Annotated in this window: 6 protein-coding genes and 4 pseudogenes; 2 read left to right on the forward strand and 8 right to left on the reverse strand. The window is 74.8% G+C overall.

The annotated features are described in order from the left end of the window. The first annotated feature begins 64 nt into the window (after positions 1-64). Positions 65-1,185 (forward strand): annotated as a pseudogene (gene ald / locus ACQ95T_RS18680) (alanine dehydrogenase). 463 nt (positions 1,186-1,648) lie between these two features. Here the strand turns inward: ald and ACQ95T_RS18685 are convergent. The 7 genes and pseudogenes from ACQ95T_RS18685 to ACQ95T_RS18715 form a co-directional block, all read right to left on the reverse strand. Next, positions 1,649-2,308: a sirohydrochlorin chelatase gene (locus tag ACQ95T_RS18685; protein ID WP_431473280.1), complete on the reverse strand. Its 660-nt coding sequence runs from the start codon at positions 2,306-2,308 to the stop codon at positions 1,649-1,651. A 151-nt stretch (positions 2,309-2,459) separates the two neighbouring features. After that, positions 2,460-3,386: a sulfite exporter TauE/SafE family protein gene (locus tag ACQ95T_RS18690; protein WP_425943323.1), complete on the reverse strand. Its 927-nt coding sequence runs from the start codon at positions 3,384-3,386 to the stop codon at positions 2,460-2,462. Further along, positions 3,383-4,681: a uroporphyrinogen-III C-methyltransferase gene (gene cobA / locus ACQ95T_RS18695; RefSeq protein ID WP_425943324.1), complete on the reverse strand. Its 1,299-nt coding sequence runs from the start codon at positions 4,679-4,681 to the stop codon at positions 3,383-3,385. The genes ACQ95T_RS18690 and cobA overlap by 4 nt, the downstream gene beginning before the upstream one ends. Then, positions 4,678-6,084, reverse strand: coding sequence for a sulfate adenylyltransferase subunit 1 (locus tag ACQ95T_RS18700; RefSeq protein WP_425943325.1), 1,407 nt, complete (start codon positions 6,082-6,084; stop codon positions 4,678-4,680). Before ACQ95T_RS18700 ends, cobA begins: the two co-directional genes overlap by 4 nt. Further along, positions 6,084-7,048 (reverse strand): annotated as a pseudogene (cysD, locus tag ACQ95T_RS18705) (sulfate adenylyltransferase subunit CysD). The gene ACQ95T_RS18700 and the pseudogene cysD overlap by 1 nt, the downstream one beginning before the upstream one ends. Next, positions 7,045-7,831, reverse strand: a pseudogene (locus ACQ95T_RS18710) (phosphoadenylyl-sulfate reductase). The pseudogenes cysD and ACQ95T_RS18710 overlap by 4 nt, the downstream one beginning before the upstream one ends. Before the next feature lie 104 nt (positions 7,832-7,935). Then, a pseudogene (locus ACQ95T_RS18715) lies at positions 7,936-9,698 on the reverse strand (nitrite/sulfite reductase). 434 nt (positions 9,699-10,132) lie between these two features. Here ACQ95T_RS18715 and ACQ95T_RS18720 point away from each other — a divergent pair. Beyond that, the gene (locus ACQ95T_RS18720; protein ID WP_425943328.1) at positions 10,133-10,696 is read left to right on the forward strand and encodes a DinB family protein; all 564 of its coding nucleotides are present in this window, start codon (positions 10,133-10,135) and stop codon (positions 10,694-10,696) included. Positions 10,697-10,850: 154 nt separating this feature from the next. On the opposite strand, the gene ACQ95T_RS18725 is transcribed toward ACQ95T_RS18720, so the two are convergent. Beyond that, positions 10,851-11,126 (reverse strand): HU family DNA-binding protein, encoded by a 276-nt coding sequence (locus tag ACQ95T_RS18725; RefSeq protein WP_425943329.1) that lies wholly within the window; start codon positions 11,124-11,126, stop codon positions 10,851-10,853. Positions 11,127-11,587 lie beyond the last annotated feature (461 nt).

Consider the following 11,587-nt stretch of genomic DNA (forward strand, 5'->3'; position numbering starts at 1 on the left):
TTCGGCTGGGGCCCCGGATCCGCCGATCCTGCGCGGAAGCGCCCCGGGATGCCAGAGTGGGCGGATGAGGATCGCCGTGCCGACAGAGGTCAAGAACAACGAGTACCGCGTGGCCATCACCCCGGTGGGGGTGCACGAGCTGGTGCGCCGGGGTCACGAGGTGCTGGTGCAACGGGGGGCCGGGGAGGGGTCCTCGATCCCCGACGAGGACTACGTCGCCCAGGGGGCCAAGCTGGTCGACGGCGCCGAGGACACCTGGGCCGCCGGGGAGATGGTGCTCAAGGTCAAGGAGCCGGTCGAGCAGGAGTACGACTTCCTGCGCGAGGACCTGACCCTGTTCACCTACCTGCACCTGGCGGCCGACGAGCCGCTGACCGGCGTCTCCTGGAGGCCCGGACGACCGCGGTCGCCTACGAGACCGTCCAGCTGCCGGACCGCTCGCTGCCGCTGCTCTACCCGATGTCCGAGGTCGCCGGATGCCTGGCACCCCAGGTCGGCGCGCACACCATGATGAAGGTCAACGGCGGGCGCGGGGTGCTCATGGGGGGCATCGGCGGCGTGGCCAACGCCAAGGTCCTGGTGCTCGGCGGTGGCGTCGCCGGGCAGAACGCGGCCAACATCGCGCTCGGCATGGGCGCCGACGTCACCATCCTCGACACCGACCTGGCCAAGCTGCGCACCCTGTTCTGGCGGTTCGACAACCAGGTGCGCCAGCTGGCGTCCAACACGCTGACCATCTCCGAGCTGGTGCCGGACGCCGACATGATCATCGGCACCGTCCTCGTGCCCGGTGCCCGCGCCCCCAAGCTGGTCACCGACGAGATGGTCGCCTCGATGAAGCCCGGCTCGGTCCTGGTCGACGTCGCGATCGACCAGGGCGGCTGCTTCGAGGGGTCCCGGGCCACGACGCACGCGGACCCGACCTTCCCAGTGCACGAGTCGATCTACTACTGCGTGGCCAACATGCCCGGTTCGGTGCCGCACACCTCGACGTGGGCGCTGACGAACGCCACCCTCCCGTATGCCGTGCAGCTGGCCGAGAAGGGGTGGGAGCAGGCGATGCGGGACGACGACGACGCGCTCGCGCACGGTCTGAACACCCACGCCGGGCAGCTCACGTACCCGGCCGTCGGGGAGGCTTTCGGGATCGACGCGGCGACCACGGCGGAGGTGCTGGCCGGCTGAGCAGGTGGTGGGCCGGCCTGGCAGGCCGTCGGCGGGGCGGGCTCAGCGGTCGGGAGCGTGCCGGCTGCGCGAGCGATCGCCGGTCGAGCCGTCGGCGTCCGGTCCAGCCGTCGGTGTGGCCGGTCGAGCCGGTGGGGCGGGCCGGCTGGGCGAGCGATCGCGGGTCGAGCCGGTGGAGGCGGCCGGTCGAGCGGTCTGGCGGGCCCGCCCGTCGAACTGTCGGCCGGTTCTTGTCGGCGGGCGTTCCCGCGACCTGCGGTTTTACCCATGTCGCGGTTGAGAACCGGCTGATAGTCGGCCCGGGCACGGTTGGCCGCCGTGCGGCGGCAGAGGTCTCGTCCAGTTTGCACGGACCCACGCGACCGCGACCTGCGGAAACGTGGATGCGGTCTGGGCAAACCCGATGACACCCTTGTCGCCCGATGCCGCCGGCGGGCGGACGCACCACCACACCTGCCTGCGATCACGCGGTGGCCTCGAGGTAGCGGCGTGCCACGAGTGCGGCCAGGGCGTCGTGGGTGCCCAGCGGTGCGGTGGCCACGGTGCCGGCGGTGGCCGCCACCCGGTGGGCCCGGTCCAGGAAGTGGCCGGGTGAGAGCAGGTGGGCGGCGACGACGACGTGTCCCGGCTCCGAGCCGTCGTCGGCCAGCCGGGACAGCTCTTCGTCCGGCCGGGGTCCGGGGCCGCTGAGGAAGGCCGTGCCCGTGGCGACGCCGAGCCGTGCGCCCAGAAGACCTGAGACCTGGGCGACCTCCGCCCGGGCCGCGTCGACGCTGGAGCCGGCGCCGACGACGAGGACGGCCCGCAGCCTCGTGGCCGCCGCCCCGGCGCTCTCCCCCGCCCGGGGACTGGCCTCCAGCACGCGGTCCGCCAGGGCCTGGAGCACCTCCTCGGCAGCGCCGAGCGCCGGAGTGACCGACGCCCCGGGCATCGTCACGACGGCCGCGGGGACGTCGTGGCGCACGTGGTAGCCGGACGCCAGGAAGAACGGCACGACGACCGGGTCGGTCAACCCGGTGAGGACCTCCTGCAGGGTCGGCCCGCAGACGTCGACGAACCCGACGGGGGGCGGGGAGGGGAGCCCCAGGAGCGCGCCGGCCCGGGCGGCGCAGTCGCGGACCACGCGTTGGCCCTCCTCGCTGGCCGTGCCGTGCGCCGCCACCACCAGGGGGCGGCGGCCCTCCCCACCGGTGTGGCGTGCGCGGTTCCCACCAGGGTGCGGCGGCCCTCCCCGCCCGTGGCGTGGCGGGCCGGGACCACGGGTTGCCGGCCCGTCATGGTGCCGCTCCGACGCTGACGCGCTCCTCGCCCGTCGGCGCAGGCCGGGGCGTGCGGGCACGACGGACACCCAGGGTGGCGCGCACGAGCAGCGACACCCACACCGCGGCGACGACGGCCACGACCGCGGGGACGCTGAGCCCCGCCCGCGCCACCCCCAGCCCGGACAGCACCGGGGCGAGGTTGAGCAGCACGATGAGCCCTCCGACCGCCACGCCGAGGACGGCCTGCGGCAGCCTCCCGGCGAGCAGGGCCGCGAAGGGCGCGGCGACCACGCCCCCGACCATAAGGGCGCCCACCGTCCACCAGTCCAGGTCCCGCAGACCCAGACCGACCAGGAACCCCGCGCTGGCCGCGACCGTGACGACGAACTCCGAGGTCGCCACCGACCCGATGACCCGGCGCGGCTCGACGTCCGCGGTGGCCAGCAGGGTGGAGGTGACCACGGGCCCCCAGCCACCGCCCCCGGTCGCGTTGACGAAACCTCCCCCGGCGCCGAGCGGCCCGAGGAACCGGCGCCGCGCCGTCCACCGGGAGAACCGTCCCCGCCGTGGCGACGGCCGCAGCACGAAACGCACGGTGACGACGACCCCGAGCAAGAGCAGCAGCCAGGCCATCACGGGTCTCGCCACGGCGGTGTCCAGACCGGAGAGCACGGTCGCCCCGGCGAACCCGCCGACGGCGCCGGGACCGGCCAGCCGGCGCACGATCCGCCAGTCGACGTTGCCGACCCGCCAGTGGCTGATCCCCGACGAGAGCGTCGTCCCCAGCTGGGCGACGTTCACCGACGCGCTGGCCAGGGCCGGCGCGATGCCGGTCGAGAGCAGCAGCGACGCGGACGTCACGCCGTATCCCATGCCGAGCGACCCGTCCACGAGCTGGGCCGCGACCCCGACGAGCAGGACCAGGACCAGGGTGGTCACGCCACCGCACCGACGGGCAGGGGGCGAGGCACGCCGAGGGCCACCTCGCCCCCCACGTCGACCACGCCGGCCGGCGTGGTCCCGGCAGCCGCCCACGCGTGGGCCAGACGGACCACGTCCCCGACGACCACGACGGCCGGCGACGCGACGCCCACCGCCTCGGCCCGGTCCGCGACGTCGGCGAGGGTGCCCAGGGTCACCCGCTGCTGCGGGGTGCAGCCGCTCTCGACGACCGCGACCGGCATGGCCGGAGAACGGCCGTGCTCCACGAGCAGGGCCGCCGTGCGCCGCAGCGTGGCCACGCCCATGAGGACGACGAGGGTGTGGTCGCCACCGGTGGGCAGCGCAGGCAGCTCGTCGTGGCCGGTGACCACCGTGTAGCCGCGGGCCAGGCCCCGGTGGGTGACCGGGATGCCCGCGGCGGCAGGCACGGCGACCGCCGAGCTGATCCCGGGGACGACCTCGACCTCGACGCCGGCCGCCTCGCAGGCCAGCCGCTCCTCCCCGCCCCGGCCCAGCACGTAGGGGTCCCCACCCTTGAGCCGGACGACCGCTCGACCGGCCCGGGCCTCCCGCACGAGGATCCGGTTGATCTCCTGCTGCGGGACGGGGTGGCTGCCGCTGGTCTTGCCCACGTCGACCACGCGCACGCCCCCGGGGAGGCGCTCGAGCAGACGGCGCGGGACCAGCCGGTCGGTGACCACGACGTCCGCCTGGGCCAGCAGGGCCGCGGCGCGGGTCGTGACGAGCTGCTCGTCACCGGGACCGGCCCCGACGAGGGCCACCCAGCCGGTGCGGCGCGGCCGGCGGGCGCGCAGGTCGACCGACCCGGAGCCCAGGTGCGCCAGGACCGCGTCCCGGGCGGTGACCGAGCGGCGCGGGTCGCCGCCGGCGTGCACGGCGACCTGCAGCGGTCCGTCCTTCGTCGCGACCGTGCCGCGTGCGGGCACCCGGGCGGTGCCCCGCTCCGGGGCCCCGGCGCGGATGCAGAAGATGCGTGCGCCCTCCGCGTCGTGCGCCACCCGGTCGTCGACCCGATCCTGGCCGGTGGCCGTGTGCACCAACCAGGCCCCGGCCAGGTCGCCGGGACCGGCGTAGGGACGGGGCACCCAGCCGACCTGCCGCCGGGCCACCGCCGCGGCCAGGTCGGGGCAGAGCTCGGGCGCGACGACCGTGACCTGGGCCCCGTCCTCGGCCAGGTCGAGCGCCCGGCGCGCCGAGACCGGCCCGCCCCCGACGGCGACGACCCGTCGACCCCTCAGGTCCAGCCCGAGCAGGGTCAGACCGGCGCTCACGGGAGCGACCCCGTGCCGACGATCCCGGCGGCGAGGGTGGTCCCGTCGTGCTCGTCGACGACGAGGAAGGATCCACCCTCGCGGGACACGTCGTAGGGCTCCAGCGGCAGGGCCTCGGCGAGCCGCAGCTCGACCCGCACGAGGTCGTTGAGGCCGGCCCGTTCCACGGGGCCGTGGTCCAGGGTGGCCACGTCGAGGCGGGAGACCAGCCGGGCGACCCGGGCCCGCACGGTGCGGGTGCCGTGCTTGACCAGCACCCGCGCACCGGGCACGAGGGGCGTCTCCGCGAGCCAGCACAGCACGGCGTCCGCGTCCTGCGTCGTTCCCGGGGCCGCGTCGGCGGCGCTGAGGAGGTCGCCGCGCGCGACGTCCAGGGCGTCGGCGAGCCGGAGCGTCACCGACAGGGGTGCTGCCGCCTCGGGCACGCCGCGTCCGCCGACGTCGATCCCCACGACCGTGGTCCGCCGGCCGGACGCGGACACCACGACCTCGTCCCCGACCCGCACCGTGCCCGAGCCCACGTGCCCGGCATACCCCCGGTAGTCCACGAGGGCGGGGTCCACCGCGCCGTGCTGGGGTCGCAGGACCAGCTGCACGGGCATCCGGAACGGCTCCTGCGCCAGGTCCAGAGGCGGCAGGGTCTCCAGGAGCTCGAGGAGGGTGGGGCCGGTGTACCAGCCCGTGCGGGGGGAGCGTTCGACGACGTTGTCCCCCAGCAGCGCCGAGACCGGCACGACGAGCGCGTCGGCGAGGCCGAGCCGGGCGGACAGCTCGGCCACCTCGGCGCAGACCCTGCGGTGCACCGCCTCAGCGTCGTCGACGAGGTCGATCTTGTTCAGCGCCACGACGACGTGCGGGACGCGCAGCAGCCCGACGACCGCCAGGTGGCGGCGGGTCTGCTCGACCACGCCGTGCCGGGCGTCGACGAGCACGACCACCACGTCGGCGGTGCTGGCGCCGGTGACCGTGTTGCGGGTGTACTGCACGTGCCCGGGGCAGTCGGCCAGGATGAACGACCGGGTCGCCGTGGCGAAGTAGCGGTAGGCCACGTCGATGGTGATCCCCTGCTCACGCTCCGCGCGCAGGCCGTCGGTGAGCAGCGCCAGGTCGGCCAGCTCGCCCGTCCACCCGCGGCGCCGGCTGACGGCCTCGACCGCGGCGAGCTGGTCGGCGAGGACGGACCGGGTGTCGTGCAGCAGGCGCCCTACGAGCGTGGACTTGCCGTCGTCCACCGAGCCGGCGGTGGCCAGCCGCAGCAGGGTCGGGGTGGCCGACCGCGCGGCACCGTCCTGGTTCCACGCCGGGTCCGGGACGGGGCCGGAGCCCCGGGTGGAGCCTAGGTTCCGGGTGAGGGTCGACGGCGCGGGCGCGGTCGAGGTCGAGGTCGAGATCCAGGTGCTCATCAGAAGTACCCCTCCTTCTTGCGGTCCTCCATGGCGGCCTCGGAGAGCCGGTCGTCGGCCCGGGTGGCGCCGCGCTCGGTGACGGTGCTGGCGGCCACCTCGGCGAGCACCTCCTGCACGTCCACGGCCTCGGAGAGGACCGCTCCGGTGCACGACATGTCGCCGACGGTGCGGTAGCGCACCCGGCGGCCGGTCGTGACCTCCCCCGGCCGGGGCCGGCTCCACGGCCCGGGCGTGAGCAGCATCCCGTCCCGCTCGAAGACCTCGCGCTCGTGGGGCGTAGTAGAGGTGGGGGCAGCTCGATCCCCTCCCGCGCCACGTAGCGCCAGACGTCCAGCTCGGTCCAGTTGCTGAGGGGGAAGACGCGCACGTGCTCACCGGGGCGGTGCCGGGTGTTGTAGAGCCGCCACAGCTCGGGGCGCTGGTTGCGCGGGTCCCACTGGCCGAAGTCGTCGCGCAGGCTGACGATCCGCTCCTTGGCGCGGGCCTTGTCCTCGTCGCGACGGCCGCCCCCGAAGACGCCGTCGAAGCGGTGGGCCGCGATCGCCTCCAGCAGCGGGACCGTCTGCAGGGGGTTGCGGGTGCCGTCGGCCCGCTCCCGCAGCCGGCCGTCGTCGAGGTAGTCCTGGACCCGGGCGACCACCAGCTCGACGCCGTACCGCTCCACCGCCCGGTCCCGGAACGCCAGCACCTCGGGGAAGTTGTGTCCGGTGTCCACGTGCAGCACCGGGAAGGGCACCCGGGCCGGCCACAGGGCCTTGGCCGCCAGGTGGAGCATCACCACGGAGTCCTTGCCGCCCGAGAAGAGCAGCACGGGCCGCTCCAGCTCGGCGACCGTCTCCCGGATGATGTGGACCGCCTCGCTCTCCAGGGCGTCCAGCAGGGCGTGCTCGCCCCCGCGCGCCGGCAGCTGGGCCACCGGCGGCAGGGACGCGGGTCGCAGGTCGGGGGTCAGGGTGGTCATGGCGCCTCCCGGGGGGTCGGGGTGGTCGGAGCAGGGGGTATGGCGTGCGCGCCGGCGGGCGCGGTGCCGCGGTCACCGGCGGGAGCGCCGGGATGAAGGCCGCACTCGGTCTTGGCGAAGCCGGCCCAGCGACCGGCCCGAGGATCCTCGCCGGGAGCGACCGGGCGGGTGCACGGCGCGCAGCCGATCGAGGGGTAGCCCTGGGCGAGCAGGGGGTTGGCCGGCAGCAGCTCCCGCTCGGCGTGGTCGAGCACCTGCTCGAGGGTCCACGTCGCCAGGGGGTTGATCTTGACCAGGCCGAAGGCCTCGTCCCAGGTGACGAGGGGGGGTGTCCGCCCGCGTGGGGCCCTCCTCCCGGCGCACGCCGGTGATCCAGGCGTCGTAACCCGCCAGGGTGCGCCGCAGCGGACCCACCTTGCGCAGGGCGCAGCACCGGGCGGGGTCGCGGTCGTGCAGGCGCGGACCGAGGTCGGCGTCCTGCTCGGCCACGGTCCGCCCGGGGAGCACGTCGACGACGGTGACGTCGAGCTGGGCGGCGACCCGGTCGCGGGTGGCCAGGGTCTGGGGGAAGTGGTAGCCGGTGTCGAGGAAGAGGACGTCGACCCCGGGCCGGTGCTCGGCGACCAGGTGCGGGAGCACGGCGTCGGCCATCGAGCACGCCACGGCGAGCCGGTCGAACTCCTCGGCCGCCCACTCCAGGACCAGGTCGGCCAGGGCTCGCGGACCCAGGTCGGCCTCCACGGCGGCGAACCGCCGGCCGGCCTCCTCGGCGGTCGCACGCAGGTGCTCGGCCCTGGCGGGGTCGGACTGCGTCGGGTCCGGCGCACCCGGCCGCGCCGCTCCCGTGACCGCTCGCGGCGCGGGCGCGAGGCCCAGGTCGGTGCGGTTCACCGCAGCTCCTCGTCGTCCACGCGGTGCGCCCAGCGGGCGAAGGTCTCCCCCGGGGTGCGCGTCGCGGCATACCTGCGCACGACCCGTTCCACGTAGTCCGGCAGCTCCTCGGCCGAGACCTTCAGCCCGCGGACGGTCCGGCCCAGGCCCGGCTCCTCGAGGTCGACGGAGGCCAGTCCCCCGCCGAGGTGGACCTGGAAGCCCGGCGTCTGCACCCCGGCGCCGGTGGTGATGATCTGGCCCTTCAGCCCGATGTCGGCCGTCTGGATGCGGGCGCAGGAGTTGGGGCAGCCGTTGACGTGCAGGCTGATCGGGCTGTCCAGGAGCGGTTCGACGTCGGCCAGGCGCCGTTCGAGCTCGGCGACGGCGGTGGCGGCCGTCGCCTTGGTCTCCACGATGGCCAGCTTGCAGAACTCGATGCCGGTGCAGGCGACGTGGAGCGGCGGAACACCGAGGGGGTGGCGGTCAGACCGAGGCGGGCCGCGCCCTCGAGGAGCTCGTCGACCCGGTCGGGGGGGACGTCCAGCACGATGAGCTTCTGGTGCGGGGTCAGCCGGACGCGCCCGGACCCCACGGCCTCGACCAGGTCGGCCAGCCGCTGCAGGGCGCTGCCCGGGAGGCGGCCGACGGTGGGGGCGAGCCCGACGTAGCGCAGCCCGTCCTTCTGGGGGTGCACCCCGACGTGGTCGCCGGGTCCGCTCGGCGCGGCGGGCGCCGGACCGTCGGGCAGCGGGTGGCCGAGGTAGTCCGTCTCCAGGACCTGCCGGAACTTCTCCGGACCCCACTCGGCGAGCAGGAACTTCAGGCGCGCCTTGGTGCGCAGGCGCCGGTAGCCGTGGTCGCGGAAGATCCGGACCACGCCGTGCCAGACCTCGGCGGCCTGGTCGGCCGGGACGAAGGCCCCGAGCCGCTCGGCCAGCCGCGGCGCCGTGGACAGCGCGCCACCGACCCACAGGTCGTAGCCGGGACCGAGCTCGGGGTGGACGACGCCGACGAGGGAGATGTCGTTGATCTCGTGGACGACGTCAAGGCTCGGGTGACCGGTGATGGCGGACTTGAACTTGCGGGGGAGGTTGGCCAGCTCGGGGTCTCCGACGAAACGGGTGACGATCTCGTCGATGACCGGGGTGGGGTCGATGATCTCGTCGGCGGCCACCCCGGCGACCGGGGAGCCGAGGATCACCCGGGGGGTGTCGCCGCACGCCTCGGTCGTGGACAGCCCGACCGCCTCCAGCCGCGCCCAGATCTGCGGCACGTCCTCGACCCGCACCCAGTGCAGCTGGATGTTCTGCCGGTCGGTGATGTCGGCGGTGTCCCGGGCCAGCTCGGTGGACAGCTCGCCGATCACCCGCAGCTGGGCGGTGCTCAGCGCTCCGCCGTCGATGCGGACGCGGAGCATGAAGTAGCGGTCCTCCAGCTCGTGCGGCTCCAGCTGGGCGGTGCGCCCGCCGTCGATGCCGGGGCGCCGCTGGGTGTACAGCCCCCACCAGCGGAACCGGCCGTGCAGGTCGTCGGTCGGGATCGAGTCGAAGCCCTCGTGGGCGTAGATCGTCTCGATGCGCTCGTGGACGTTGAGCCCGTTGTCGGCGGCCTTGAAGACCTCGTTGGCGTTCAGCGGCTCGCGCCCGTCCACCGCCCACTGACCCTGAGGCTGACCCGGGCGCGAGGGACGGACCCGGGCGCCGGTCGGAGGTGAGCCGGCACGGGCGGCGGCGGAAGGAGGTACGACGGGAGGGACGGTGGGGGTGGAGGTGGTCATGGGGCAGCCTTTGCGGTGCGGTCGGGCAGGGGGCGGTCTCGGCCGGAGGAACGGAGGGATCTGGGTCGGAACGGGCCGGAGCGGCGCGGGTCCGACGAGGGCGGAGGACGGGAGCGTCGGGGGGCAGCAGCCAGCAGCCAGCAGCCGGTACCCGGGCGACCCGGGTGAGGTGCAGGCGGCGTCGGTGCGTGCGGCGTCGGTGCGTGCGGCGCGGGACGGCCTTGCCTGACCGAGGAGGTCGGGCGGCCGGCGGGTCAGACGCGCGTCGGCGGGGCGGGGGTCAGCGACACGTGCACATCAGCATGCTGCTGACGCGCAGAAGGTCCAGCTCGGCGCACCGGGTCAGGTGCCAGCCCGTCGACGTCATGCGGACCATCATGCATGGTTATCGATCTGGTGACAAGTGGTTAGGGCAGGCGTGTCACGATGCGGGCATGGACCACGACGCGACAGGCGGTCGCCCCCGGCCGGTACCTCCCGACACCAAGGACTGGACCGTCGTTCTCACCGACGGGTGCGCGGAGTGCGGCTTCGACCCCGACGTCGACGTCCGCACGGTCGGGGAACGCCTGCGTGCGAGCGTGCCGACCTGGCGGTCGCGGCTCGCCGAGGACGACGTGCGCGAGCGCCCCGCCCCCACGGTGTGGTCCCCGCTGGAGTATGCCGCGCACGTGCGCGACGTCCTCGTCGTCATGCGGGAGCGACTGGCCCTGATGCTGGCCGAGGACGGGGCGCAGTTCGCGGGCTGGGACCAGGACCTGGCGGCGGTCGAGGGTCGCTACGCCGAGGAGGATCCGGACGAGGTCGCCCGGCAGCTGGCGGCCGAGGCCGGCTCCACCGCCGAGGCCTTCGACGCCGTTCCGGACGACGCCTGGGGGCGGCGGGGCTACCGGGCGGGGACGGCGTTCACGGTGGCGACGCTGGCGGTGTACCTCCTGCACGACGTGGAGCACCACGTCCACGACGTGGAGAGCTCCGGGCGCGGCGTCACCGGGTGAGGCACGGCCGCTGCGAGGCGGAGCTGCTGAGGGGGCGGCGGGGCCACTGCGGCTGCGAGGCGGAGCTGCTGAGGGCGGCGCGGCTGCTCCGGCGGGAAACGCGCGACGCCCGGCCCCTCGTGGGGACCGGGCGTCGCGACGCGTCTGGGACGGATCAGTCGTTGACGCGGTCCTTCAGCTTCGAGCCCTGCTTGAAGCCGACGGACTTGCTCGCGGCGATCTGGATCTCCGCGCCCGTCTGGGGGTTGCGGCCGGTGCGGGCCGCGCGCTCGCGGACCTCGAAGGTGCCGAAGCCGGGGAACGCGACCTTCTCGCCCTTGGCGAGCTCGGCCGAGACGGCCTCGAGGACGGAGCTGACGACCTTGTCGGCAGCGGCCTGGGTCATGCCCGCCTCACGGGCGACGGCCTCGACGATGACCTTCTTGCTCATGGGTACAGCCTTTCATCGCATGGATGGGTCGCCTCACGGTAGGCAGATCGCGGCCCGGATTGCCAAGCAACACGCCCAGATCCGCGTCGTGGAACGGAAAACGGCCTCTCCGGGACCCTTTCCGGGCCGTCCGGGGCGCCGGCCGGCGCTCGTCGGCCGGGTTCCCGGCGCGGCCCCTGCGCACCCGGGGGTACAGTGACGACGTCGTGCAGACGAAGTCCGGTGAGAACCCGGCACTGTCCCGCAACGGTGGAGCCCCCGACCAGCAGTCGGAGGCCGAGTCCGGTCGAACTGCACGGTGATCCGCACCACACGCCCTCGAGGACCCAGGGCCGGTTCGGACGACGGCCCCGGAACCGCAGGGCCCTGTCGCTCGAGCGAAACCCCACCTCGACCGACAGGAGGACCCCCATGACCGACGCACGCACACCGCATACCCCCGTCCCTCCCCGCTCCGCACG

Origin of the sequence: Ornithinimicrobium carbonis, from assembly GCF_050703245.1 — a bacterium.
Taxonomy (GTDB): domain Bacteria; phylum Actinomycetota; class Actinomycetes; order Actinomycetales; family Dermatophilaceae; genus Ornithinicoccus.

Coding starts and splice junctions, on each gene's coding strand:
- ACQ95T_RS18700 (WP_425943325.1), bottom strand. CDS start 6,084: ATGAGCACCTGGATCTCGACCTCGACCTCGACCGCGCCCGCGCCGTCG.
- ACQ95T_RS18725 (WP_425943329.1), bottom strand. CDS start 11,126: ATGAGCAAGAAGGTCATCGTCGAGGCCGTCGCCCGTGAGGCGGGCATG.
- ACQ95T_RS18720 (WP_425943328.1), top strand. CDS start 10,133: ATGGACCACGACGCGACAGGCGGTCGCCCCCGGCCGGTACCTCCCGAC.